At 61.7% G+C, this 24,173-nt stretch carries 24 protein-coding genes; 20 read left to right on the forward strand and 4 right to left on the reverse strand.

All coding sequences use genetic code 11. The annotated features are described in order from the left end of the window. Window position 1: 1 nt before the first annotated feature. On the forward strand, window positions 2-307 hold the full coding sequence (locus V2I30_RS02545) for a conjugal transfer protein TraD (RefSeq protein ID WP_330660487.1): 306 nt from the start codon (window positions 2-4) through the stop codon (window positions 305-307). A gap of 22 nt (window positions 308-329) precedes the next feature. Further along, window positions 330-557, forward strand: a complete 228-nt coding sequence (locus V2I30_RS02550; protein WP_330660488.1) for a conjugal transfer protein TraD — start codon at window positions 330-332, stop codon at window positions 555-557. 12 nt (window positions 558-569) lie between these two features. Here V2I30_RS02550 and V2I30_RS02555 read toward each other — a convergent pair whose 3' ends face one another. After that, window positions 570-869 (reverse strand): hypothetical protein, encoded by a 300-nt coding sequence (locus V2I30_RS02555; protein WP_330660489.1) that lies wholly within the window; start codon window positions 867-869, stop codon window positions 570-572. A 70-nt stretch (window positions 870-939) separates the two neighbouring features. Between V2I30_RS02555 and V2I30_RS02560 the strand changes: the two genes are divergently transcribed. The 3 genes from V2I30_RS02560 to V2I30_RS02570 all read left to right on the forward strand — a co-directional run bounded on the left by V2I30_RS02560 (window position 940) and on the right by V2I30_RS02570 (window position 4,988). Beyond that, on the forward strand, window positions 940-4,239 hold the full coding sequence (locus V2I30_RS02560) for a type ISP restriction/modification enzyme (RefSeq protein ID WP_330660490.1): 3,300 nt from the start codon (window positions 940-942) through the stop codon (window positions 4,237-4,239). A gap of 357 nt (window positions 4,240-4,596) precedes the next feature. Then, on the forward strand, window positions 4,597-4,803 hold the full coding sequence (locus V2I30_RS02565; RefSeq protein WP_067673162.1) for a helix-turn-helix transcriptional regulator: 207 nt from the start codon (window positions 4,597-4,599) through the stop codon (window positions 4,801-4,803). After that, window positions 4,800-4,988, forward strand: coding sequence for a helix-turn-helix domain-containing protein (locus tag V2I30_RS02570; protein WP_170002018.1), 189 nt, complete (start codon window positions 4,800-4,802; stop codon window positions 4,986-4,988). Before V2I30_RS02565 ends, V2I30_RS02570 begins: the two co-directional genes overlap by 4 nt. Window positions 4,989-5,031: 43 nt before the next feature. On the opposite strand, the gene V2I30_RS02575 is transcribed toward V2I30_RS02570, so the two are convergent. Beyond that, entirely contained in the window at window positions 5,032-6,345 is a 1,314-nt protein-coding gene (locus tag V2I30_RS02575; protein ID WP_330660491.1) for a DUF5623 domain-containing protein, read from the reverse strand. A 556-nt stretch (window positions 6,346-6,901) separates the two neighbouring features. Then, complete coding sequence (locus V2I30_RS02580) at window positions 6,902-8,788, reverse strand: cation:proton antiporter domain-containing protein (protein WP_330660492.1); 1,887 nt, start codon at window positions 8,786-8,788, stop codon at window positions 6,902-6,904. Window positions 8,789-8,892: 104 nt separating this feature from the next. On the opposite strand from V2I30_RS02580, the gene V2I30_RS02585 reads away from it, so the two are divergent. The 3 genes from V2I30_RS02585 to pssA all read left to right on the forward strand — a co-directional run bounded on the left by V2I30_RS02585 (window position 8,893) and on the right by pssA (window position 11,835). After that, the gene (locus V2I30_RS02585; RefSeq protein ID WP_330660493.1) at window positions 8,893-10,098 is read left to right on the forward strand and encodes a beta-ketoacyl-ACP synthase III; all 1,206 of its coding nucleotides are present in this window, start codon (window positions 8,893-8,895) and stop codon (window positions 10,096-10,098) included. 62 nt (window positions 10,099-10,160) lie between these two features. Next, window positions 10,161-10,913 carry a phosphatidylserine decarboxylase gene (locus V2I30_RS02590; protein WP_330660494.1) on the forward strand — a complete coding sequence of 251 codons (753 nt, stop codon included), beginning with the start codon at window positions 10,161-10,163 and terminating at the stop codon, window positions 10,911-10,913. Between the two features lie 94 nt (window positions 10,914-11,007). Beyond that, on the forward strand, window positions 11,008-11,835 hold the full coding sequence (pssA, locus tag V2I30_RS02595) for a CDP-diacylglycerol--serine O-phosphatidyltransferase (protein WP_442896886.1): 828 nt from the start codon (window positions 11,008-11,010) through the stop codon (window positions 11,833-11,835). Window positions 11,836-11,852: 17 nt separating this feature from the next. Here the strand turns inward: pssA and V2I30_RS02600 are convergent, their stop codons facing one another. Continuing rightward, window positions 11,853-12,122 (reverse strand): hypothetical protein, encoded by a 270-nt coding sequence (locus V2I30_RS02600; RefSeq protein ID WP_330660495.1) that lies wholly within the window; start codon window positions 12,120-12,122, stop codon window positions 11,853-11,855. 315 nt (window positions 12,123-12,437) lie between these two features. Between V2I30_RS02600 and rpsB the strand changes: the two genes are divergently transcribed. The 12 genes from rpsB to rpmE all read left to right on the forward strand — a co-directional run bounded on the left by rpsB (window position 12,438) and on the right by rpmE (window position 24,164). Then, on the forward strand, window positions 12,438-13,235 hold the full coding sequence (rpsB, locus tag V2I30_RS02605; RefSeq protein ID WP_330660496.1) for a 30S ribosomal protein S2: 798 nt from the start codon (window positions 12,438-12,440) through the stop codon (window positions 13,233-13,235). Between the two features lie 110 nt (window positions 13,236-13,345). Next, window positions 13,346-14,272, forward strand: a complete 927-nt coding sequence (tsf, locus tag V2I30_RS02610; RefSeq protein ID WP_330660497.1) for a translation elongation factor Ts — start codon at window positions 13,346-13,348, stop codon at window positions 14,270-14,272. A gap of 224 nt (window positions 14,273-14,496) precedes the next feature. Next, window positions 14,497-15,216 (forward strand): UMP kinase, encoded by a 720-nt coding sequence (gene pyrH, locus V2I30_RS02615; RefSeq protein WP_330660498.1) that lies wholly within the window; start codon window positions 14,497-14,499, stop codon window positions 15,214-15,216. An 18-nt stretch (window positions 15,217-15,234) separates the two neighbouring features. Beyond that, entirely contained in the window at window positions 15,235-15,792 is a 558-nt protein-coding gene (frr, locus tag V2I30_RS02620; protein ID WP_330660499.1) for a ribosome recycling factor, read from the forward strand. 131 nt (window positions 15,793-15,923) lie between these two features. Continuing rightward, the gene (gene uppS / locus V2I30_RS02625; protein ID WP_330660557.1) at window positions 15,924-16,565 is read left to right on the forward strand and encodes a polyprenyl diphosphate synthase; all 642 of its coding nucleotides are present in this window, start codon (window positions 15,924-15,926) and stop codon (window positions 16,563-16,565) included. Next, on the forward strand, window positions 16,552-17,301 hold the full coding sequence (locus tag V2I30_RS02630) for a phosphatidate cytidylyltransferase (RefSeq protein WP_330660500.1): 750 nt from the start codon (window positions 16,552-16,554) through the stop codon (window positions 17,299-17,301). Before uppS ends, V2I30_RS02630 begins: the two co-directional genes overlap by 14 nt. Beyond that, a complete protein-coding gene (dxr, locus tag V2I30_RS02635) occupies window positions 17,298-18,464 on the forward strand; it encodes a 1-deoxy-D-xylulose-5-phosphate reductoisomerase (RefSeq protein ID WP_330660501.1) in 1,167 nt (388 codons plus the stop codon). The genes V2I30_RS02630 and dxr overlap by 4 nt, the downstream gene beginning before the upstream one ends. Further along, entirely contained in the window at window positions 18,457-19,581 is a 1,125-nt protein-coding gene (gene rseP / locus V2I30_RS02640) for an RIP metalloprotease RseP (protein ID WP_442896887.1), read from the forward strand. Before dxr ends, rseP begins: the two co-directional genes overlap by 8 nt. Before the next feature lie 268 nt (window positions 19,582-19,849). Next, window positions 19,850-22,612, forward strand: a complete 2,763-nt coding sequence (bamA, locus tag V2I30_RS02645) for an outer membrane protein assembly factor BamA (protein ID WP_330660502.1) — start codon at window positions 19,850-19,852, stop codon at window positions 22,610-22,612. After that, window positions 22,612-23,307, forward strand: coding sequence for an OmpH family outer membrane protein (locus V2I30_RS02650; protein ID WP_330660503.1), 696 nt, complete (start codon window positions 22,612-22,614; stop codon window positions 23,305-23,307). The genes bamA and V2I30_RS02650 overlap by 1 nt, the downstream gene beginning before the upstream one ends. Window positions 23,308-23,341: 34 nt before the next feature. After that, on the forward strand, window positions 23,342-23,815 hold the full coding sequence (fabZ, locus tag V2I30_RS02655) for a 3-hydroxyacyl-ACP dehydratase FabZ (protein WP_330660504.1): 474 nt from the start codon (window positions 23,342-23,344) through the stop codon (window positions 23,813-23,815). Between the two features lie 124 nt (window positions 23,816-23,939). After that, complete coding sequence (gene rpmE / locus V2I30_RS02660; RefSeq protein ID WP_330660505.1) at window positions 23,940-24,164, forward strand: 50S ribosomal protein L31; 225 nt, start codon at window positions 23,940-23,942, stop codon at window positions 24,162-24,164. The last annotated feature ends 9 nt before the right edge of the window (window positions 24,165-24,173 follow it).

The following is a 24,173-nucleotide window of genomic DNA, read 5'->3' on the forward strand; positions in this document are numbered from 1 at the left end:
TATGCGCAAACCCCGCGATTTTGATTCGGAGCTGAAGGCTCTTGCCGACAAGGCGAAGCAATTAAAGGAACGCCGCGTGCGCGACCTCGGTACGCTGGTCACGGCAACCGGGGCCGACGCGCTCGATGCCGATGTGCTGGCAGGCGCGCTGCTCGAAGCTGTGGCCAACACCGACAAGGCAACCGGGGAGGGCTGGCGCAAGCGCGGCGCCGCCTTCTTTCAGGGAAAGTTGCACAACACTGCGAACGGACCTGACAAACGGCCGGAAGGCACTCTGCCGCTCGACGGCGGCGCGGCATCGGCTTGAGGCGGCAAGGGCACGAACTGACATGCGCGAATGGCAAGTGAAACGGCGCGAACGGACCCGGCAACTGATCGAGCTGGGCGGCCTCGTGGCAAAGGCTGATCTGGTCGAGCTGACCGATGACGACCGCGCCGCGCTCTACGGCGCGTTCATCACGGTTGCCGCCAAGCTGCGCGGAGCTGATGGCGCGCAGGCGCTGGTGCTGTTCCGGCGCAAGGGCAAGCGGGCGTTTGAGGCTGAACAGGAAGCTTAGTGCAGCCGGTGATCAGGCTGCCAGCAGCAACTCGATCCGTTCGACTTCCTGCGCGAATTCGAATCGTAATTGGTCCCGCTCATCTTCGGGCAACCAGTTTGCCATCTGCGGAAAGACGACTTTGTGATATTTTAAGGTCCGCTCGTCCCACGGGCATTGATCCTTGGCACTTCGGGCTTCGGCCAATACTTCCTGCAATTCGCGACGTACTTCGTCACGGTCCGGTTCGCAGGACGGCGCGGGCACAGAATCGCCGAGGTCGAAGCCCATTTGGGCTGGACCAACGAACAGATCGCCAGTTTCTTCCGCCATTTACTTGTCCAAAGCCGTTGCGGGCATCGCTCGCCCTGTGTCAGATGACAATATGAACGGGAGATACCGGGTGACGCAAGCCAGCACCATCGAAAAGGCTGTGGGAGATTTTGGCGCTTCGGCCAAGGCGAAGCTGGCTGGCGGTGACGGCCAGCCGGAAGACCAGCTGCGTGCGCCGCTCGAAACGCTCTTCGCACAGGTCGCGGCGATTCTTCATCCTGCCGTGAAGAACCTCGTGATGACGGGCGAAACCTCGCTCGCCGAAATGCGCACCCGGCCTGACTATGCGGTCAAGGTCAACAATGCCCTGGTCGGCTTCATCGAAGTGAAGGCTCCGGGCAAGGGTGCCGATCCACGCAAGTGGAAGACCGGCCACGACAAGGAGCAATGGGATAAGCTGAAGGCGCTGCCCAACCTGCTCTACACTGATGGCGACAGCTTCTCATTGTGGCGCGATGGGGCGCTGGTCGGGCAGATAGTCCACCTTGATGGCGGGGTCGAACTTGCGGGCGCAAAGCTCACCGCGCCGCAAACGTTTCTGCCACTGCTGAACGATTTCCTGACTTGGAAACCCATTGCTCCCAAGGGTGCGAACGAGCTGGCCCGCGTGTCGGCGCGGCTGTGCCGGTTCCTGCGGGACGAAGTGCTCGAACAGCTCAATGCGTCGAAAAAGAACACCAAGCTGACGGACCTCAAGGACGACTGGAAGGCGTTGCTGTTCCCCGATGCGGATGATGACAAATTCGCCGATGGTTATGCGCAGGCAGTCACATTCGGGCTGCTCATGGCGAAGTCGAAAGACATGTCGCTGGCAGGCGGACTGGATCATGTCGCCAAGGAACTCGGCAAGGCGAATACGCTGATCGGCACCGCGCTGCGGCTGCTGACCGAACAGGACCTCAACCTCGGCCCCGCACTCGATACGCTGACTCGCGTGCTCGACGAGGTTTCGTGGGCCAAGGTGTCGAAGGGCGACCCCGAGGCATGGCTCTATTTCTACGAAAACTTCCTTGAGGTTTACGACAACAAGCTGCGCAAGCTGACGGGCAGCTATTACACTCCGCCGGAAGTGGTGCGCACGATGGTGCGGCTTTGCGACGAGGCGCTCAAGAGTCCGCGCTTCGGCATTACCGATGGGCTGGCTGGAAAGGACGTGCATATCGTCGATCCCGCTACCGGATCGGGCACCTTCCTGCTTGGCACGATTGAGCGGATCAAAGCCACCATCGAGGCGAACCATGGTGGTCCCGGCGCGGTAGCGCCTATGATGGAAGATGTGGCCGGGCGACTGATCGGCTTCGAATTGCAGTTCGGCGCGTTCGCTGTGGCGCAGTTGCGGCTTCTGGCAGAAATGCTGGAAATCGGCGCGGACGCCACGCCGCGCCTGTTTGTCACCGATACCCTGGGCGATCCCTACGCCGATATCGAGAGCGGACAGGGTATCTACCGCGAGATTTCCAAGTCGCGGACCGAGGCCAACAAGGTCAAGCGCAGCGAGCCGATTACCGTCGTGATCGGCAACCCGCCTTACAAGGAAAAGGCCAAGGGTAAGGGTGCGTGGATCGAGAGCGGAAACAAGAACAAGAGTGCGCCGCTGAACGACTGGCAGCCGCCCAAGGCGTGGAAGATCGGAACGCATGCAAAGCACCTGCGCAACCTCTACATCTACTTTTGGCGTTGGGCAGCGTGGAAGGTTTTCGAGCAAGGCGCGGGAGGGCGCGACAAGCAGCCGCCGGTCGAAGAAAAGCTCGCCGGGATGGTCTGCTACATCACTGTTTCTGGCTTCCTCAACGGCCAAGGTTTCCAGAAGATGCGGGCCGATCTGCGCAGCCAGTGCGACGATATCTGGGTGATCGATTGTTCGCCTGAAGGGCATCAGCCAGAAGTGGCGACACGCATATTCCAAGGCGTGCAGCACCCGGTCTGCATTGTGCTCGCCAGCCGTTCACGCACACCGGGCGAAGGTGCTGCAAGGGTGCGCTACCGTGCGCTGGCAAAAGGGCGGCGTGATGAGAAATTCGCTGAGCTGAAAACAGTCACGCTTGGTGGCAAGGGATGGAGCGATTGCCCGTCTGATCCGCGTGCGCCATTTCTCCCCGAACTGCGCGAAGGTTGGGGCGCCTTTGCTTCGCTTGACGCCGTGATTGGCGATTGCGGTTCGGGTGTAATGCCTGGGCGCACTTGGATCATTGCGCCGGATCAAGTGTCGCTGAAGCAACGTTGGAAACGGCTGATCGACGAGCCGAAAGCGGCAAAGCGCGAAGAGTGGTTTCAGCCGCATCAAGGTGGCGACCGGACTATCTCAAAACCCGAAAATAAAGGTCTCACCGGCCATCACGAGAAGTTGGCCTCGATTGAATTCGGCCTTGCGCATCGTGACAGTGATGATCCCGCTTTTAAGGTCAACGCGACTGCTGCCCTAAAGCTGGTTCAACCGACCCAATACGGCTTCCGTTCGTTTGACCGCCAATGGATCATCCCCGACAAGCGACTCATCAATCGCCCCAATCCCGGCCTCTGGGACAACTACAGCAGTAAGCAAGTCTATCTCACGGCACCAATGGACCGCGCTCCTAGCAACGGTCCTGGCGCGACTGCTCTCGCCGTAATTCCCGACCTTCATCACTACGCCGGTCGCGGTGGTCGCGCTTTCGCCCTCTGGAAAAACGCCGCCGCGACCGAGTCAAATATATCCCCCGCCGTCGTCGCGCTGCTGGCCAAGGCTTTCGGTGCGCCTGTCGATCCGATCGATGTCTTTGCCTATGTCGCGGCACTGCTCGCGCATCCGGCCTACACCGCCAGTTTTGCCGAAGATCTCGTCCGTCCCGGCCTACGTGTCCCTCTGACTGCAGATGCCGCGCTGTTCGCGGAAGCCACCAAGCTGGGACACGAAGTTGTCCGCCTGCACACCTTCGGTGAACGCTTCGCCACCGAAGACCCGCCTCAGCCTCCCAGAGTGGCGAAGGGTGGTCCGGTCATCCCCAAGGACGGCGCAATCCCTTCGACGCCCGAGGGCTTCCCTGACACGCTGGACTATGATGCGGCAAAGCGCCGTCTGCTGGTCGGCACCGGCTTCATCGACAATGTGTCACCGGAAGTCTGGGCCTATGAGGTTTCCGGCAAGCAGGTGCTCCGCCAGTGGTTCAGCTATCGTCGCAAGGACCGCGAACGCCCCCTAATCGGCGACAAACGCCCGCCGTCCCCTCTCGGCGATATCCAGCCCGATCACTGGCTGCCTGAATACACCAGCGAACTTATCAACGTGCTCAACGTCCTGACGCTGCTCGTCGGACTGGAGCCGAAACAGGCAGACCTTCTCAAACGCATCTGTGACGGCCCGCTGATCCCCGCGAGCAAGCTGCCGGTTTGAAACCTAGCCAATTCGCATAGTTAAGCTTGGCGTTCTTGCGATTTCGCAAACCTGAGGCAGGGCGCTGAGCGCATTCGATTCGCGCAGATTTCGGTAGGCGCGGCGCGCAATTTCGCCATTTACGACGTGAATTCGCGCGCAGGGTGACGATATTTGCTCTACGGGGAAATTTTCTTACTTTGCAGAACTTTCTCCGACACTCGTCCAAGAACGTCTCAATAAATCCGTAGCCTTCTCTTTCACACTAACCGGGGCGGTTAGAACCGATTTTCAATTCGGGACGACACCTTGCGTTATCCTTAAATGTTCTCATTATGTTCCGTAGAGGGGCTGCCAGTGTCAAAATGAGAAGGCCCAATGTCCAATACAGAACGCATCATCCGCTTGAAGACCGTGCTCGACCGCACCGGCCTTTCCCGCTCCACCATTTATCGCAAGATCGCCGAGGGCACGTTTCCGTCACAGGTGAAGATCAGTGTGCACGGTGCAGGCTGGCATGAGTCAGCCATCAATCGCTGGATCGCCGATCCCGCTCACTACCGTGAAGAGGAACCAGCGGAATGAGCGGCCAGCAATCCGTCGAGCCGATCTGCGTAAGGGTCAATGATGCTGCCCGCATGATCGGCGTCGGGCGCACAAAGCTCTATGAGCTGATCTCCCACGGTGAACTTGAAACCGTCAAAATTGGCAAAGCAACGCGTATTACCACTGCCAGCTTGCACGGACTGGTTGAGCGTCAGCGCCAATAGAAAGCGGGCTGCTTCTTGGCTATCAAGGAGCAGCCCGTCCGTCTCAGCGGTCCTGGCGTTTCGCGATATGACTGCGAATTATCTTTATCGCTGTATCGATCTTGCCGAATTGCTGCCTCAATGGTGCGCAATCAGGATAATGCACGCTGAGCTTTGCTTTCAGTTCGTCCAAAATCCGAATGAGCCCTTCTGATGATTTCGATGCCTCTGCATACGGCCCTGTTTCATCAGCATCGTGGTAGTAAACATCGAAAAATTCCGGGCCGTCCAACTCGTCTCGTCGAATTTCACTGCTCATCCAGTCTTCCAGCGTAGATCGGACTGAATCCATTCTTTGGTTTACTGAATACGGTTTTTGCGCCGACGCCAGCACTGACTTGATGATTCTCCCGGCCTCAATATGCGATGGGATAGGCATCTTGGCCCTCGGCTTGCGTCTCTCGTGGCCGAACGCGCCGTATGGGACTGTGGTTTGACTGGCTTCCCGGATTATCGTCCCTTTGCATCTGGCACGACGCATATCCTGAGGTGTTGTTGCCATAGGGCTTGTGAACACCTCGTGACCTGGAACAGAAGTACCGTTCCAATCCTCCACGAGCAGAGGTGCTTCTAGGCTATCGATCTTCTTGATTAGCGCGGCGAAATCATATCCACTCGAAGAGTCGGTCGCGACGAAGAAGCTGCAGTGGTGCGGATAATAGATGCCAGGCCATTTCGAAGCCTGAAGGTGCCAACCATGCTGCTGCGCCCATTCCGCCCGCTTTTCGCTTACAACTGCTGGCGAATATGGCTCATCGACGAGCACAAACTGACCATTCGCTGGATCATACCAATCCGTGGCATGATCGGAGTTCGGTAGCTTGTTGTCATGGTCTCTGCCCGGATAAGCTGCGAGGTAGTCATTCGATGGCCGCAGGCCAGTTGCCTCCATAAACCGAAGTGTTCTGGCGGCTTTGCAAATCTCGCCTCGGGCAAAATCTTGAGATTGGGCAACGGTGTCATGGACAATATGGTCCGGTGCCACCAAGCGGCCCCAAAGCCCCCTAGCCATCTTCAGTTCGAACTTGCTACATAATTCCAGCAATGGCTTCGCCAGATCGATCTGCAAGGTTTCCCGGCCTTGCCGGAACGGCCTTGTTTCCCGCCAGTAGATCGTGATGAACAGCTGGTGCTTGGACCCCGTTGGATTGGCTTGGCTAGAAAGGGATCGGCGGGCATGTTTGAAATTTTCGAAGGAAGCAGCCTTCGCAGCGATGTCCAATGCTGCGGCGTGCTTGACGCCCTGAACCTTCTTAATTTGCGTGGCCAAGCGCTTTATGCCGTCGATGGACGACGGGCGAACATTCTCATTCAACATTGTTTTCTCCTAGCTTGGATAGGAGCGTCACCCGTCAACCGCCTTTCAAGCTCGAAAAAATGATGAAAGTGAAAAATGTTATCGATGCAGTGCTGTCAACAGCTTCGCAATGACGGGTAGCAGGCTTGTGCTAAAGCCTCATGTATATGTGGCAACAATAATGCGTGATTGCAAGTCTGTCGGTATGTGGGAAGAGCTGCCGCCTTTGCGCCTGGAGCCGGAAATGGATGCGATCTCCCTGGCTCCGTCGCGCAGCCGCTCGCTGCACTTTCGAGACGCTGCGGTATTGCCTGTAGCGCTGCCGAATACGTCGCGATATGATGCTTACCAACCTTCGTCTCATTCAGCTTCTTGGCCAAAACGCTGAACCGAACCACCGTTAAATGAACGAAAATGTGGGGGAGGGTGTGGGGGAAGCCTCGCGCTCACTTCAAGAACAGGACTGATATCAAAGCGTTATTTTGACGGTTCGATTCAAGCCCTGCCACCACCTCTATCTGACAGTTTACTTTGGGCTGCTTCGAAGCTCGCCGACAGCTCGTTAAGTTGCGCGCATCTATTCCGCGGCTTCGTCGATCTCGTCCAGGTCGTCGCGGCGCATAATGGCCGCCATCTGTTCGCGCAGCAGCGGGTCCCATTCGCTGCGCAACCGTTTGATCACCGCGATCATCGCTGCGTTCTCGTGAGGCGGCGTGTCGATGTCGAAGGCGTTCGCCATCGGTTCCATCGCTTTGCGGTCCATCGCCTCGAAAGCGGCGGTCAATTCATGCGCCTGCTCGCTTTCGACGCCGAGCGCTTCATAGGCCGAGCGGCCCATGCGCAGCGAGCTGTCATAGGTTTCGCGAATGATGTCGCGGCAACCCAGCGACCACAGTTCGAATACGTGCGTGCGGTCGAAAGCGCGCGCGATGATGTGGACCTGCGGGTATTGCTTTACGACATGTCCGACGAGACGATTGGTCGCCTCGCGGTCGTCGATCGCCACCACCAGCAGCCGCGCCTGTGCGATCCCCGCAGAAGCCAGCAGGTCTGGCCGGGTCGCATCGCCGTAATAGGTGCGGATGCCGAATTTGGCGAGGCGATCGATCTGCTCGGAAGAATAATCGATTACGGTCGCGCGGTAGCCCGCATTCTCCAGCATTCGGTCGACGATGCCGCCAACCCTGCCGCGCCCGGCGAGGACGATATCGCTGCGCTCCTCGATCGCGTCGAATGCACGCTCGCGGCTTTGATCGTAACGCGGCACGATGACCCGCTCGTAGAGGATGAACAGCAGCGGCGTGATCAGCATCGACATCGCCACGATCAGTAGCAGTTGGTCGCCGAGGCTTGCGGGAATGACGTTGTTGCCGGTCGCAAAGCTCAGCAGGACAAAGCCGAACTCGCCCGCCTGCGCAAGGCCGAGCGCAAACAGCCAGCGATCCTGGCCGCCGATGCCGAACATCCCGCCCAAGACCCACAGGACCGCGATCTTGGTGAAGACCAGCACCGCGGTCCAGCCGAGCACCGCCTGCCAGCTTTCAACGAGCAGCGCGAAATTGATGCCGGCACCAACCGTGATGAAGAACAGACCCAGCAGCAGTCCCTTGAAGGGTTCGATGTCGGACTCCAGCTCGTGGCGATATTCACTGTTCGCAAGGACGACCCCGGCAAGGAAGGTGCCAAGCGCGGGTGAAAGGCCGACCACGGTCATCAGCAGAGCGATTCCGGTGACTACCAGGAGCGCGGTGGCCGTGAATAATTCGCGCAAGCCCGCCTTGGCGATGAAACGGAACAAGGGCCGGGTCAGGAAGATGCCGGCCAGCGCCACCGCGGCGATCGCCCCCAACGTCACCAGCCCCGCCGCCCATGCCGGCAGCGTTGCCATCCAGCTTTCGCCGGCCGCGTGATCCACGCCAGAATGGTCGCCTGCCGTCTGGGCCGCGAGTTCCGGCACCGCGAGGATCGGAATGATCGCCAACATCGGGATGACGGCGATGTCCTGAAACAGCAGAACGGAAAAGGAGGATTGCCCGCCCTCCGTCTTCATCAGGTTCTTTTCGTCAAGTGTCTGGAGGGTGATCGCGGTGGAGGATAAGGCGAGGATCATGCCGATCGCAAAGCTGGTCTGCCAGCGATCGCCCATGATCTGCGAATAGGATGCGAAAACCAGCATGGTTGCCAGCACCTGCCCACCGCCAAGACCGAGCAGGCGCGTGCGCAGCTCCCACAGTTTGCGCGGGTTGAGCTCCAGCCCGATGATGAACAGCATCATCACCACGCCGAATTCGGCAAAGTGTTGAAGCGAAAGAACATCGACGCCGAGCCATGCGAGTGCGGGGCTGACCGCCATGCCGGCGAGCAGGTAGCCGAGCACCGAGCCAAGTCCCAGCCGCGCCGCAATCGGCACGGCAATAACCCCGACCGCGAGGAGAATGGTGGCAAGGATGAGGAAATCGGTCACTGCCTCCTGCTATGGCGGGAGGCTTGCCGCGACAAGCGGTTTGGGGAAAGGGCACCGCGAGCGGCGATGGCTAGGCTTGCAGGCTCCGGGGGCGGCCCCTATTCATGCGCGCCATGCAAGACACGCTCTCCTCCCCCTCCCGTGCCACCGGCGAACGCGCCTCGCACGAGGAACAAGATCCCGCTGTGACCGGGCGTCCCGTCATCTCCGCCAGCGGCCTCTTTACTCCGAGCGAATCGATCAGCAACGAAGAACTCGTCGCCAGCTTCAACACCTATGTCGATCGCTTCAATTCCGCCAATGCGGCCGCAATCGAGGCGGGCGAAGTCGATGCGCTGACCCATTCCTCGGTCGAATTCATCGAGAAGGCGAGCGGGATCACGGCGCGGCACGTCATGAGCAAGGCGCCGATCCTAGATCCCGAGATCATGGCTCCGCGGCTCGAAGATCGACCGAACGACGAGCCCTCGATCATGGCGGAGATCGGCGTAATCGCCGCGCGCCAGGCGCTGGAGCGGGCGGGGCGCGATGCAAAGGATGTCGATGCGGTTTTGTGCGCGGCCTCCAACATGCAGCGCGCCTATCCCGCAATGGCAATCGAGATACAGCACGCGCTGGGGATCGAGGGGTTCGGCTTCGACATGAATGTCGCGTGTTCCTCGGCGACGTTCGGGATTCAGACTGCGGCGGATTATGTCCGCGCGGGCCATGCCAGATCCGTGCTGGTGGTCAGCCCCGAGATCACCTCGGGCCATCTCAACTGGCGCGACCGCGACAGCCATTTCATTTTCGGCGACGTTGCGACCGCAGTGCTGATCGAGGATGCGGCCATCGCCCCGAACGCGCATTGGGAGATCCTCGGTACCAGGTTGAAGACGGTTTTCTCCAACAATATCCGCAACAATTTCGGCTTCCTCAACCGCGCGCATCCCGAAAGCGCGGGCGATCCGGATAAGCTATTCATCCAGGAGGGCCGCAAGGTTTTCAAGGAGGTGGTGCCGATGGTCGCGGAAATGATCGTCGAGGAAGCGCATAGGCTTGATCTTGATCCTGCAGGTTTGCGCCGTCTCTGGCTGCATCAGGCCAATGCCGGGATGAACCGTCTGATCGCGCAGCGCGTGCTGGGACATGAGGCGAATGACGATGAAAGCCCGACTGTGTTAGACACCTATGGTAACACGTCGAGCGCAGGCTCGATAATCGCCTTTCACCTTCACAGCGAGGATCTGGTCTCCGGCGACACCGGGCTCATATGCAGCTTCGGCGCAGGTTATTCGGCGGGCACGGTGTTCGTGCGCAAGGGAGGCTGAATGTCTGACTGTCGCCCCGCGCCGCTTGTCGCGCTGCTTCCGCGTTCCTAGATAGCCGACCTATGGCAGGCGAAATACTCGACAATCACGGTCGCGGCGAAGCGAGCTGGAACTGGCCCGCAATCCATCCCGAAGGGCGCAAATACGGCATTATCGCGCTGGCGATCGCCGCGATACCTCTGCTCGTGTTCGACTGGGAGATCATCGGCTGGCCGCTGCTGCTGCTGTCGATCGGCGTATTCGCTTTCTTCCGCGATCCCGAACGCGTCGTGCCACAGGCTGACAATGCCATCGTCGCACCCGCCGACGGGCTCGTCACCTTGATCCGCAACGTAGAGCCGCCGGCGGAAATGCAGCTCGACGACGGATCCGGGAATACCGGGCTGAGTGCTGAACCGGTTACGCGCATCTCGATCTTCATGAGCGTGTTCGATGTGCACATCAATCGCGCGCCGATCGCTGGGATCGTGCGCCGCGTGGTCTATGTGCCGGGCAAGTTCGTAAATGCCGATCTCGACAAGGCGAGCGAGGAGAACGAACGCCAGCACGTGCTGATAGAGCGCGCCGATGGATTGAAGATCGGCTTCACCCAGATCGCCGGACTGGTCGCGCGGCGTATCGTGCCCTTCGTGAAGCCCGGCGACACCGTAGCCAAGGGTCAACGCGTGGGGCTGATCCGCTTCGGCAGCCGCGTCGACGTCTATCTTCCCGCTGGGACCGAGCCGAAGGTGCTGATGGGTCAAAAGACCATCGCCGGCGAGACCATCCTGGCCGAACTGGGGCAGGCTGCGCTGCTCGAAGGCATTGCGCAATGAGCCGCTTGGACCCCCGCCTGTGAATGCGCGAACACCTCGCGGGCGCGGCGGCGCGCGGCTTGGACCCAAGGCATCGGAAGACGATAGCGATGATTTGGTTGCGAGTGGGTTCGAGCCCGCGCGGGCCGGCGCCCACGAAGACGAGGTCGACGACGAGAACGAAGGCACCGGGCTTACCCTGCGGGCAATGCTGCCCAATGCAATCACCGCGGCGGCTTTGTGCTCCGGTCTGACCGGTATCCGCTTCGCGATCGACGAGAACTGGCGTTTCGCGATCCTGGCGATCGTGCTCGCGGGGATCCTGGACGGGCTCGACGGGCGCATAGCCCGCTTGCTCAATGCGCAGTCGCGGTTTGGTGCGGAGCTCGACAGCCTTGCCGATTCTTTGTCCTTTGGAATGGCGCCGGCAATCATCCTGTTCTTGTGGGTGCTCCAGGATTTCGAACGCTTCGGATGGTTTGCAGCGCTCGCTTTCGCAATCTGTTGCGCTTTACGACTGGCACGGTTCAACGCGCGCATTGATGTGACCGATCAGCCGCATAAATCGGCTGGCTTCCTGACCGGCGTTCCCGCGCCGGTGGGTGCGGGCCTAGCCTTCATGCCGATCTATATCTGGCTCGAAACCGGGGCGGAGCTCGCACGCGATCCGCTGCTCAATACGCTATGGGTCGCGGCGATCGCGGTGCTCTTCATCTCGAACATGGCGACGTTCAGCTGGACCGCGATCCGGCCCCAGCGCGACATTCGCCTGTGGTTGATCGCTTTTGTCGCAATCGCCTTTGCAGCGCTTCTCTTGGAACCCTGGTGGACCCTGACCGCGATCAGCGTGGGCTACCTCGCGCTGATGCCCTTGGCGCTGATCCGTTATGGCAACGTCAAGCGCCGTCGCCGAGAGCGCCTGGCAGCTTCTAAAGACAGCTAGTTTCGGGCCGCTCCCGCTTAGCCGAACAGGGGAGCCGGTTTCAGCGCGCTCGTCCCGCCCAGACTAGGACGTCGCCGCATGCTGCGACGTGCAGGACGAACGCCGCACGAACGCAGACGCTGGTCCTGGGCGGGAAGCTGATTGACGAAGCCCATACGCAGCAAGGTGCGGTCTTGCGACAGCGCGCGATAGGCGAACCGGGTGCGCATCGCGGTATCTAGCAGGCTGAGCGCGCTCGCAATGCCTACGATTGCAAACAGGCAGGTGATGGTCATCGCGATCAGCATAGCGGTTTCCTCGCTGGGGCGCGGCGCCCCGTCTATTGTTCCATGTTTGTTCCTTACGCGTTGTTCCTCAGATGTTCTGCGCGGTCAAGCGATTTGTTCCGCTTGTGTTCCCGAATGGTCTTTTGCCACTGGATTTTGTGGGCGGGCGTCTCTATGTGCCCCGCCATCGCTCGAACCGGCTTTGCGAATCAGCGCATGGTCGAAGCCGGGCGAAATTCACATGGTTGGCCACACATACCGGTGCTGCCCGGCGCGGAATTTCCGTTCAGGCAGTCTCCCCGGCCTTCCAGAGGAACAACCGGAAAGGAATTACCTATGGCGGCCACCACCGTCACGATGCAGCAATTGATCGAGGCCGGATCGCATTTCGGCCACCAGACCCACCGCTGGAACCCGCGCATGAAGCCGTATATCTTCGGCGCGCGCAACGGTGTCCACATCATCGACCTGTCGCAGACCGTGCCGCTCTTTGCGCGCGCACTCGATTTCGTCGAGCAGACCGTGCGCGCCGGCGGCAAGGTGCTGTTCGTCGGCACCAAGCGTCAGGCGCAGGAGCCGATCGCCGAAGCCGCGCGTCAGTCAGGTCAGCATTTCGTCAACCATCGCTGGCTGGGCGGCATGCTCACCAACTGGAAGACGATCAGCGGCTCGATCAAGCGTCTCAAGACCCTCGAGGAGCAGCTCGGCGGCGACACCAGCGGCTTCACCAAGAAGGAAGTCCTTCAGCTCACCCGTGAGCGCGACAAACTCGAAATGTCGCTCGGCGGTATCCGCGATATGGGCGGCATTCCCGACGTGATGTTCGTGATCGATGCCAACAAGGAAGATCTCGCGATCAAGGAAGCCGCCGTGCTCGGCATCCCGGTGATCGCGGTGCTCGACACCAATGTCGATCCGAGCGGCATCGCGTTCCCGGTCCCCGGCAACGACGATGCAGCGCGCGCGGTGCGGCTTTACTGCCAGGCGATCGGCGATGCGGCCAATGCCGGGCGCGGACGTGCGGTCGAGGAATCCGGTGAGGATTTCGGCGCGTCCGAAACCCCGCCCGCGGGAGATGCGACGCCGCAGGTTCCGGTGAACGAAGAGCACACCGCGCCTGCCGAAAGCGCCTGATCGCGGCTAGCTCCGCAGCACGCCGCTTCGTAAGCGGCCTGTCACAAGATGATATTAGCGCGCCGGGACGCCCCGGCGCTCGAACCTCCGTTATTGCAAAGGAAAATCCGATGGCGAATTTCACTGCCGCCGATGTGAAGAAACTGCGCGAAATGTCCGGAGCGGGCATGATGGACGCGAAAAAGGCCTTGAGCGAAGCCGATGGCGATCTCGACGCGGCGGTCGACGCCCTGCGCGCCAAGGGTCTCGCCACCGCGCAGAAGAAGTCGAGCCGCACCGCGGCCGAGGGCCTCGTTGGCGTCGCCGTGGAAGGCACCAAGGGTGTCGCGGTCGAGGTTAATTCGGAAACCGACTTCGTCGCAAAGAACGACAAGTTCCAGGCCTTCGTGCGCACGGTGACCAAAGTCGCGCTGACCCTCGACAATGACGATGTCGAGGCGCTGAAGGCGGCCGATTATCCCGGCGGCGGCAGCGTGTCGGACAAGTTGACCGACAACATCGCGACGATCGGCGAGAACCAGCAGATCCGCCGCATGAAGACGGTCTCGGTGTCGCAGGGCGCGATCACGTCCTACGTCCACAACGCCGCTGCCGAGGGTCTCGGCAAGATCGGTGTGCTGGTTGCGCTCGAAAGCGATCTCTCCGCCGACACGCTCGAGCCGCTGGGCAAGCAGCTTGCCATGCACATCGCCTCGATGTTCCCACAGGCGCTTGATGCCGAGAGCCTCGATCCGGCGATCATCGAGCGTGAACGCAAGATCGCGCAGGAAAAAGCCGCCGAAAGCGGCAAACCCGAAGCGGTGCAGGAAAAGATGGTCGAAGGCGCGGTCAAGAAATACGCCAAGGAGAACGCGCTGCTGTCGCAGATGTTCGTCATGGACAACAAGACCAGCGTCGAGGACACGGTCGCGAAGTTCGGCAAGGAAAATGGCGGCAGCGTAAAGCTGACCGATTATGTCCGCTATCAGCTGGGCGAAGGCATCGAGAAGGAAGAGAGCGACTTCGCCGCGGAAGTCGCGGCAGCCGTCGGCGGTTGAGGCCAGCTTCCTAAGAATTACGGCAAGAACGAAGGCCGTCGCAGCACAGCGCTGCGGCGGCCTTTTTCGTGGGGCATGTCGCAAAAGCACCGATCTGAGCCGTCGAAGTAACCCGCCAAACCGCCAATTGCCCCGCTTATCCCCTTGGCAGCGGGGAACGCCGCCGATACACGCGGCCATCGCGCACCCTGCCGCCGCCCCTTCGCTTGGAGCCCGCCTTTCCCATGCCCTTACCCGAAATCAAGCGTGTCCTGCTCAAGCTTTCGGGCGAGGTCTTGATGGGAGAGCTGGAATACGGGATCGACCCCGCCTATGTCGCGCGGCTGGCCGAGGAGGTGAAGGCGGCGCGCGAGGCAGGGCTCGAAGTCTGCCTGGTGATCGGCGGGGGCAATATCTTTCGCGGCATCAGCGCGGCGGCCAAGGGGCTCGACCGCACGACGGGCGATTACATGGGCATGCTGGCCACGGTGATGAACGCGCTGGCCATGCAGAATGCGCTCGAACAGCTGGGCGTCCAGACCCGGGTGCAGAGCGCGATCCCGATGGCCAGCGTGTGCGAGCCCTATATCCGCAGGCGTGCCGAACGGCATCTTGAGAAGGGCCGGATCGTGATCTTCGCCGCGGGCACCGGCAACCCGTTCTTCACCACTGACACCGGCGCCGCCTTACGTGCAGCGGAGATGAATTGCGATGCGCTGCTGAAAGGAACCAGCGTCGACGGGGTCTATGACAGCGATCCCAAGCACAACCCGCAAGCGCGCCGTTTCGAAACGATTTCCTACGACCGCGTGCTTTCCGACAACCTCAAGGTTATGGACGCCACCGCGGTTGCCCTTTGCCGCGAGAACGACATTCCGATAGTGGTCTTCTCGATCCGCGAAAAAGGCAATGTCGCGCGCGTGCTGGCGGGCGAGGGCACGCAAACCATTGTTCGCAAAGACTGATAAGAAGAGACATAGACTATGCCGCAATATGACAAGGCCGACATCGAGCGCCGGATGGATGGCGCGGTGGAATCGCTGAAAGGCGATCTTTCCGGCCTGCGCACCGGACGCGCCAATACCAGCCTGCTCGACCCAGTGGTGGTCGAAGTCTACGGCTCGATGATGCCGATATCGCAGGTTGCGACGGTCAACGCGCCCGAACCACGCATGCTGGCGGTCCAGGTGTGGGACAAGAGCAATGTCAGCGCGGTCGAGAAGGGGATCACCAAAGCCAATCTCGGGCTCAATCCGATGACCGACGGCCAGACCATCCGCCTGCCGATGCCCGACCTTACCGAAGAGCGGCGCAAGGACTTGGCCAAGCTGGCCGGCGAATATGGCGAGAAGGCCAAGATCGCCGTGCGCAACGTCCGGCGCGATGGGATGGAATCTCTAAAGGCCGACGAAAAGAAGAAGGAAATCTCCGAAGACGAGCGCAAACGGCTCGAGGACGAGGTGCAGAAGATGACCGACAAGCACATTGCCGATATCGATGCGGCGGTCGAGAAGAAGGTCCAGGAGATCCTGACGCAGTAAGCTGCGCCAAGGTGGATGCGATGGGAGAGCGCATGGGCGACAGCCCTGCATCATATCCTGACGAAGCTACCACGCACGGGGCACCGGGCGGGGAAGGGGGCGGCGGCGGCGCGAGGCATGTCGCCATCATCATGGACGGCAACGGCCGCTGGGCGAGAAAGCGCGGGCTTCCGCGCGCCATTGGACATCAGCGCGGGGTCGAAGCGGTGCGGCGACTGGTGCGCGCCCTGGAGCCGATGCGCCTCGAATGCCTGACCCTCTATGCCTTCAGCAGCGAGAACTGGAAACGCTCCGAGGACGAGGTCGACGACCTGATGAACCTCATGCGCCGCTTCATCAAATCGGATCTGCCCGAATTCATCGCCAACGACGTCAAGCTGAAGATCATTGGCGACTGGGAAGCGCTGGCGCCGGACATCGTCGACATGCTGCGCGACGCGCTGGCGCAAACCGCGAACGGCACGAAGCGGCTGGCGGTCGCCCTCAATTACGGCTCGCAAAGCGAGATCGCCCGCGCCGCTGCCAAGGCGGCGAAGGAGGGATCGATCACGCCCGAAACGATCGCGGCCCATCTCGATACGCGCGACCTGCCGCCGCTCGACCTGCTGATCCGCACGAGCGGGGAGATCCGCCTGTCGAACTTTTTGCTGTGGCAGGCGGCCTATGCCGAGATGCTGTTCGTCGACACACTGTGGCCGGATTTCCAGCCCGCCCATCTGACACAGGCGCTCGACAATTTCGCCTCTAGGGAGCGACGTTATGGCGGACGGTGACCGCCCGTCCCTCGATCCGCCGCCGGTGGCTGCCGCCGGCGCGATGAACGATCTGCCTGTCCGGTTGGTGTCGGGCGTCTTCATGGCGGGTCTCGCGATCATCGCGCTGTGGTTCGGCGGCTGGCCGTGGATCGCCTTCGTGGTGTTGCTCGCCGGACTCGTCCTGTGGGAATGGAACCTGCTGACGCGCGAATTCGGCGTGTCGCCGATGAGCGAAGTCGCCTGGCAATTTCTCGGCGCGCTCTATGTGGGCGCGGCGGCGCTGGCTGTGATCCAGGTTCGTCTCAATTACGATATGTGGACCGTCCTGCTGGTTTTTCTCGCCCCGGTCGTGGCTGTCGATGTCGGCGCCTATTTTGCAGGGCGCACAATCGGCGGGCCCAAGCTTATCCCGGCGGTCAGCCCCTCCAAGACCTGGGCGGGGCTGTTCGGGGGAATGGTGGCGGCAAGTCTGGTGTTGATCACAATCGAAGTGGCGGATCTCGGGGCCGCCTCCGGGCCGGGCTACACCCCGCTCGCCATTGCGCTGGCCGCATTGACGGGATCGCTCGTCGCGATCCTCGCGCAAGCTGGCGATCTTTTCGAAAGCTGGATGAAGCGGCGCGCCGGGGTGAAGGATTCGGGCAGACTCATTCCCGGGCATGGCGGCCTGTTCGATCGGCTCGACGGGTTCATCATGGTGTTCTTCGTCCTGTTCCTGGTCGCGGTCGTACCGGCCTATCTAGGGCTGCAATGACGCGGAGCCTGACGATCCTCGGGGCAACCGGTTCGATCGGGGCATCGACGCTCGACCTGATCCGGCGCGAGCGAGAGGCGTGGCGGGTCGAGGCGCTGACCGCCCATTGCAGCGCAGCGCAGCTTGCCGAGCTGGCACGCGAGTTCGATGCGAAGCTTGCGGTCGTGGGCGATGAGAGCTGCCTTCCCGAGCTGCGCGAGGCGCTCGCAGGGAGCGGGATCGAGGCGGCGGGCGGCGCGGCGGCCCTGTGCGATGCCGCGGCGCGGCCGATCGACCTGACCGTTGCGGCAATCGTCGGCTGTGCGGGCCTCGGCCCCGTCATGCAGGCGATCGAGCGCGGCGGCACGATCGCGCTCGCCAACAAGGAGGCGCTGGTGTCCGCCGGCGAAGTGATGATCGCCGCCGTGGCCGAGCACGGCGCGACCCTTCTGCCGACCGATAGCGAGCACAACGCCATATTTCAGTGCCTCTCCGGCAGCCGGATCGAGGACGTCGCGCGTATCACCCTGACCGCGAGCGGTGGTCCTTTTCGCGAATGGGACATGTCCGCGATCGAGGCGGCCACGCCGGAACAGGCGGTGGCCCACCCGAACTGGTCGATGGGCGCGAAGATCAGCGTCGACAGCGCGACGATGATGAACAAGGGCCTCGAGTACATTGAGGCGCATCACCTGTTTCCGGTTGGGCTCGATCGTCTCGCCATCGTCGTTCATCCTCAAAGCGTCATCCACTCGATGGTCGAATATCGCGATCGCTCGACGCTCGCGCAGCTCGGCCCATCGGATATGCGCGTGCCGATCGCCTCTTGCCTCGCCTGGCCCGCGCGCATGGAAACGCCGCTCGCTCCGCTTGACCTTGCCGCGATGGGCGAACTCACCTTTTTTGCGCCGGACGAAGAGCGCTTTCCCGCAACCCGGATCGCGCGCGAGGCGATCCAGGCGGGCGGGGCTGCGCCAGCCGTGCTGAATGCGGCGAACGAGATCGCGGTCGCCGCCTTTCTCGCCGGTCAGATCGCGTTCACACGCATTGCGGCAGTGGTGGAGGAAACCCTGCAAACCAGCAACCTGCCGCCGCGTCCGCAAAATCTGGACGAAGTGCTCGCCGTCGATCGCGCCGGGCGCAGACAGGCGCAGACCATCGTGGAGACCGGCCCCCGTGTTTGATCAGCCCCCGTTCTGGATGTACCTCGCCGGCTTCCTGCTGTTGCTGGGGCCCTTGGTTACCGTTCACGAGCTTGGTCATTACCTGGTGGGGCGGCTGTTCGGCGTGAAGGCCGAGGCGTTCTCGGTCGGTTTCGGGCGCGAGATCGCGGGCTTCACCGACAGGCGCGGCACGCGGTGGCGGCTCTCCGTTCTTCCCTTGGGCGGCTACGTTCAGTTCAAGGGCGACATGAATCCTGCCAGCGTCCCCGATGCTTCGGTATCCGCAGGAGAAGAAGGCGCGTTCCAGAGCGCCGCTTTATGGAAACGCGCGCTGATCGTCGCCGCGGGGCCGGTCACCAATTTGATGGTAGCGATCGGTATCTTCGCCGCCTTTTTCGTCATCTACGGCAATCCGACCATCGCCGGCGCGGAGGATTCGCGCACCGTCGGCGCCTTCGCGCCCGGTTCCGCCGCCGAAGAGGCGGGCCTCGAAGTGGGCGACACGATCGTCGCGATCGACGGCGAACCGGTCGCCGATTTCGACGCGATCCGCACCGAAGTGATGCTTCATCCCGGCCGCGCCATGGTATTGAGCGTTGCCCGCGATGACGAAACTCTCGAATTGCCCGTCACCGCCGCGCGGATCGAGGAAAGCGACAATTTCGGCAATATCAGCGTCATCGGCCAGATCGGCGTGGCCCCGGCGGGCGGCGAATATGTGTTCGAGGACGTGGGTGTCCTCGAATCGATCCCGCTTGCGACCGAGCGTTGCTGGGAAGTGACGGTGATGATGGTCACCGGCATTCGCCAGATCATCACCGGCGACCGCTCGATCGAAGAGCTGGGTGGGCCGGTAAAGATTGCGAAGTTTTCCGGCGAACAGATGAGCTTGGGCCTCGTCGCCTTCATCAATTTCGCCGCGCTGATTTCGCTTAATTTGGCATTCATCAATTTCTTGCCAATCCCCGCGCTCGATGGCGGGCACCTTGCGTTCTATGCCGCCGAGGCGATCCGCCGCAAACCGGTCGGGCCGCAGGCGACGGAATGGGCCTACCGTACGGGTATCGCCGTCGTGCTGGTGTTCATGGTGGTGGTCACCGTGAACGATGTGATCTCGCTGCCGCTTTTCGGCAGTTGAGCGCGCATTCCGGGCACTGAGACCGAATGGCCTACCGCGTCGTTCGGACGGCTCGCCTGGGATAGGCAACGGACGGCCTCGAATTGGCCGTTCAAAGGCCGGCCAGCCCGCTTGACCCGCGCTTCCGGCATGGGCAAAGGCGGGGCCCGCGAAGGGGACGCGAGGCGGGTCGAATATTCTGGGTTGAGCCGGTGAGGACTGCCGGTTTGAAAGCAAGGCTACGGGCCTTGCGCCCCGCACACGGGTTTGGACGGGAACGGTTTTCTTCATGTATCGATGTGACCAGACAGGCGCGGCGCCTGTTTCTTCCAGGAACGCCGCCGGACGGTTCGCTTTTGCCCTGACGGGCGCGACCATGCTGGCGGGCGTGCCGTTCTCCGCTTTGGCGCAGGATGCGGGCGACGAGGAGCCGGCGGCAACGGCCCCGGCGCAGACGACCCCGGCGCAAGGTGAAACGCCAACGCCCGCACCCGCGCCCGCCCCAGCACCTGCGGCCAACACCATCCGCTCGATCAGTGTCGAGGGCGCCGAGCGTCTCGAGCCCACCACCATTCTTTCCTATATTCGCCTGCGCGTCGGCCAGGAATACACCTCCGCCGCCGCCGACGAGGCGCTGAAGGATCTGGGCGCGACCGAACTGTTCGCTGATTTCTCGATCCGCAACGACAATGGCAACGTTGTCATCACGGTGACCGAAAATCCGGTCATCAACCGCATCGTTCTCGAAGGGAACGACCGGCTCGACAACGACAAGATCCTGCCCGAAATCCGGCTTGCCCCGCGCCAGATCTTCACCCGGTCCAAGGTGCGCGCTGACGTTGCCCGCATCATCGAGCTCTACAAGCGTCAGGGCCGGTTTGCCGCCACGGTCGAGCCGCAGATGGTGCAGCTTCCGCAAAACCGCGTCGACATCGTATTCGAGATTACCGAGGGCCCGAAGTCGCGCGTCCGCCAGATCAACGTGATCGGCAACGAGGAGTTCTCCGACAACGAGCTGCGCGGCGAGATGGTGACGAAGCAGGCGCGCTTCTTCCGCTTCTTCAGCAGCAATACCAGCTACGACCCCGATCGCCTGGCGTTCGATCAGCAGAAGCTGCGCCAGTTCTATCTGACCGAAGGCTATGCCGACTTCCGCGTCGTCTCCGCCGTCGCCGAGCTGACGCCCGACCAGCGCGACTTCATCATCACCTATGTCGTCGAAGAGGGCGAGCGCTACAAATTCGGCGACATCGAGGTTGAAAGCCAGCTGCGCGATTTCGACAGCGATCAGCTCGCCGCAACGCTCGCGATCCGTCAGGAAGAATTCTACAATGCGAAATCGGTCGAGGATACGGTCGAATCGCTGACCGAGCTTGCCGGGCGCTTCGGCTACGCCTTTGCCGACGTTCAGCCGCGCTTCGATCGCAATCCCGACGATCTGACGATGGATATCACCTTCGTCCTGCGCCAGGCGCCGCGCGTCTATGTCGAGCGGGTCGACGTCAATGGCAATACGCTGACCCAGGACAAGGTCATCCGGCGCGAGTTTCGCCTGTCCGAAGGCGATGCGTTCAATTCGCTCGGCGTGCAGCGGACCACCGCGCGGATCAACTCGCTGGGCTATTTCCAGGAGAATTTCGAGGTTAACCAGGTCGAGGGTTCGGCCCCCGACCGGATCGTGCTCGAGGCCAATGTCGAGGAACAGCCGACCGGCGAATTGCAGTTTTCGGCCGGCTTCTCCTCGATCGAGCGGTTCATTCTTGCCGGCAGCATTCGTCAGCGCAATTTCCGCGGGCGCGGCCAGACTATCGGTCTGTCGCTCAACTATTCGCAATTCTCCCGTTCGGCGCAGGTCAGCTTCACCGAACCTTACGTGCTCGACCGCAATCTTTCCGCGGGCGGCGATCTCTATCGGCGCGACTTCAACAGCTTCAATCGCTTCGGCAACGATCGCAACACGACCTTCGAACAGGCGACCACCGGCGGTGCGGTGCGGCTCGGTGTCCCGCTGACCGAATTCATGTCGCTGGTCGGCAGCTATACGCTCAATTACGACGAGGTCAGCCTCGACGAGAACCTGTTTTTCTCCGATCTCGACGGCGATGGCGATCTCGAATGCGACCCGCTGCTCGCCGGACGCTTCCTGTGCGATCAGCTGGGCAATCGTCTGAGTTCGATTGTCGGGCTGAGCCTGAATTACAACACGCTCAATTCCGGCTTCCGACCGACCCGCGGACGACTGGTCTCGTTCAGCACCGAGTTCGCCGGTTTGGGCGGCGATGTGCGCTATCTGCGCATGCGCGGCCGTGCCCAGCAATTCTGGAACATCGCGCGGTCGGGCTTCATCTTTTCGGTCGCGGTAGAGGGAGGAACGATCTTCCCGCTGCAGGAGCGCGGCGAACCGGGCGATGGGGTCGACGACATCCTGTTGACCGACCGTTTCTTCCTCGGCGAACCGCAATTTCGCGGCTTCGACATTCGCGGCGTCGGCCCGCGCGTGCTGACGCAGCGTTACATTCTCGATGCCCAGAACAATCCGGTGATCGACGAAGACGGCAATCCGACCCTGATTACCGACCGCGAACGAATTCGCGACGATTCGCTGGGAGGCCGCAACTACTATCTCGCGCGTGCCGAACTCGAATTGCCGCTGGGAAGCGGCGCTCGCGAGCTTGGATTGCGACCTTCGGTATTCGTCGATATCGGCGCCCTGTGGGATGTCGAGACGCCGATCCTGCAGGATAACCCGACCGGGCTTCCGCAGCTCGACAGCGGCGGCAATCCGCTGTTTCTCAGCGCCGATACCGGCGAGGTGACGACCGATCCCTTCGCCGACGATGGGGTCACGCCCAATACCCGCCTGATCCGTCAGGGCAGCGCAATCCGCGAGATTTTCCTCGGCGATTCGCCCAGCCCGCGCATCACCGCCGGCTTCGGGGTCAACTGGAACTCACCCTTCGGTCCGTTCCGCATCGACCTTGCGCAGACCATTCGCAAGGTCGAGGGGGACGATGATAAATTGCTCACGTTCAACGTAGGAACTCAATTCTAATGACACGTCTTTCCAAATTTCTCGCCGCCACCGGTTTTGCTGCCTGCGCGCTCGCCGCAACCGCTTCGGCGCCCGCCGCCGCGCAGGTTCAAGGCCGGGTCGCCACCGCCGATATCGGCCGCGCGATCATCGGTTCGAGCGCTTTGCAGAACGCCTATCAGCAGATCGGCACGACCTATGCGGCACAGATCGAACAGCGCCAGGCGAAGCAGCAGGAGCTGACGACGCTGCTTCAGCCGTTCGATACGAACGGCAATGGCCAGCTCGAAGACAACGAGCTGCCCGCGGTACAGCAGGCGTCGAACTTCGCGCAGATCCAGACGCTGGAACAGGAAGTGGCGGCGATCACCAACCAGGTGAACGCAGCGCGGGTCTATGCCGTCGAGCAGATCCTGGCGCAGTACGGCACCGCTCTGACCGACGTGACCACGCAGCAGCAGATCGTCATGGTGCTGGTCCCCGACACGATCCAGTTCGCCGCCGAGGGCGCCGACATCACCGATCAGATCACCGCCGCGCTCAACACCCGCGTGCCTTCGGTCCAGATCGTCCCGCCGGCCAATTATCGACCCAACCGCAATGCGGCGCAGATTTTCCAGCAGATCCAGCAAACGCTGCTGACCGCACAGCTGATCCAGCAGCAGCAGGGCCAGCAACAGCAACAGCAACAGCCGCAGGCACCCGCGGGTCGCTGACCTCGATTTCGCGCAGCACGAAAAGGGGCAGGGCATGAGCGACACTTCGGATATGTCGCAAGACATCGATTACGACATTCACAAGGTCCTGAAGGCCCTGCCGCATCGCTATCCGCTGTTGCTGGTCGACCGGGTGAAGGCGCTGCATCTGAACGAGCGCATTCACGCGGTCAAGGCGGTGACCATGAACGAGGAATTCTTCCAGGGTCACTTCCCCGGCGCGCCGATCATGCCCGGCGTGTTGCAGATCGAGGCGCTGGCTCAGGCCGCAGCGATCCTCGGTATCGAAACGCTCGAGCTTGCCGGCACCGGTAAGCTGGTCATCTTCATGGGGATCGACAGCGCCAAGTTCCGCTCGCCGGTCAAGCCCGGTTGCCTGCTCGATCTCGAAGTCGAGTTCCTGCAGCAACGGCGCACGATCTACAAATTTAAGGGCCGAGCGAGTGTCGAGGGCAAGACCACCTGCGATACCGAGTTCACCGCGATGATCGCCGATCCGCCTTCCTGAACCGGCGCGGGCGACGTGGCCACACAGATGGTTGCATTTTCTCCGCAGCGCTCTATCTGGCGCGCTTCTTCCCGTTTCATAGCACCGCCGGTCGGAACCGGCTCAAGCTTCTAAGGAATATGTCATGAAAACCGATGGGCACCCCGAATATCATATGATCACGGTCAAGATGACCGATGGCACCGAGTTTCAGACCCGCTCGACCTGGGGTAGCGAGGGCGACACCCTGTCGCTCGACATCGACCCCACCAGCCACCCGGCCTGGACCGGCGGCAAGCAGCAGCTTCAGGAAGGCGGCCGCGTCGCTGCCTTCAACAAGCGCTTCGGTGGGCTCAGCCTCAAGAAGTAAGCGGCGACA

It is taken from the genome of Erythrobacter sp., from assembly GCF_036351135.1.
Taxonomy (GTDB): Bacteria; Pseudomonadota; Alphaproteobacteria; order Sphingomonadales; family Sphingomonadaceae; genus Erythrobacter.

Excerpts from the sequence above, each read along its gene's own strand:
- V2I30_RS02545 (WP_330660487.1), top strand. The coding sequence starts at position 2 with ATGCGCAAACCCCGCGATTTTGATTCGGAGCTGAAGGCTCTTGCCGAC.
- V2I30_RS02550 (WP_330660488.1), top strand. The coding sequence starts at position 330 with ATGCGCGAATGGCAAGTGAAACGGCGCGAACGGACCCGGCAACTGATC.
- V2I30_RS02555 (WP_330660489.1), bottom strand. The coding sequence starts at position 869 with ATGGCGGAAGAAACTGGCGATCTGTTCGTTGGTCCAGCCCAAATGGGC.
- V2I30_RS02565 (WP_067673162.1), top strand. The coding sequence starts at position 4,597 with ATGTCCAATACAGAACGCATCATCCGCTTGAAGACCGTGCTCGACCGC.
- V2I30_RS02570 (WP_170002018.1), top strand. The coding sequence starts at position 4,800 with ATGAGCGGCCAGCAATCCGTCGAGCCGATCTGCGTAAGGGTCAATGAT.
- V2I30_RS02575 (WP_330660491.1), bottom strand. The coding sequence starts at position 6,345 with ATGTTGAATGAGAATGTTCGCCCGTCGTCCATCGACGGCATAAAGCGC.
- V2I30_RS02585 (WP_330660493.1), top strand. The coding sequence starts at position 8,893 with ATGCGCGCCATGCAAGACACGCTCTCCTCCCCCTCCCGTGCCACCGGC.
- V2I30_RS02590 (WP_330660494.1), top strand. The coding sequence starts at position 10,161 with ATGGCAGGCGAAATACTCGACAATCACGGTCGCGGCGAAGCGAGCTGG.
- V2I30_RS02600 (WP_330660495.1), bottom strand. The coding sequence starts at position 12,122 with ATGCTGATCGCGATGACCATCACCTGCCTGTTTGCAATCGTAGGCATT.
- rpsB (WP_330660496.1), top strand. The coding sequence starts at position 12,438 with ATGGCGGCCACCACCGTCACGATGCAGCAATTGATCGAGGCCGGATCG.
- tsf (WP_330660497.1), top strand. The coding sequence starts at position 13,346 with ATGGCGAATTTCACTGCCGCCGATGTGAAGAAACTGCGCGAAATGTCC.
- pyrH (WP_330660498.1), top strand. The coding sequence starts at position 14,497 with ATGCCCTTACCCGAAATCAAGCGTGTCCTGCTCAAGCTTTCGGGCGAG.
- frr (WP_330660499.1), top strand. The coding sequence starts at position 15,235 with ATGCCGCAATATGACAAGGCCGACATCGAGCGCCGGATGGATGGCGCG.
- uppS (WP_330660557.1), top strand. The coding sequence starts at position 15,924 with ATGGACGGCAACGGCCGCTGGGCGAGAAAGCGCGGGCTTCCGCGCGCC.
- V2I30_RS02630 (WP_330660500.1), top strand. The coding sequence starts at position 16,552 with ATGGCGGACGGTGACCGCCCGTCCCTCGATCCGCCGCCGGTGGCTGCC.
- dxr (WP_330660501.1), top strand. The coding sequence starts at position 17,298 with ATGACGCGGAGCCTGACGATCCTCGGGGCAACCGGTTCGATCGGGGCA.
- bamA (WP_330660502.1), top strand. The coding sequence starts at position 19,850 with ATGTATCGATGTGACCAGACAGGCGCGGCGCCTGTTTCTTCCAGGAAC.
- V2I30_RS02650 (WP_330660503.1), top strand. The coding sequence starts at position 22,612 with ATGACACGTCTTTCCAAATTTCTCGCCGCCACCGGTTTTGCTGCCTGC.
- fabZ (WP_330660504.1), top strand. The coding sequence starts at position 23,342 with ATGAGCGACACTTCGGATATGTCGCAAGACATCGATTACGACATTCAC.
- rpmE (WP_330660505.1), top strand. The coding sequence starts at position 23,940 with ATGAAAACCGATGGGCACCCCGAATATCATATGATCACGGTCAAGATG.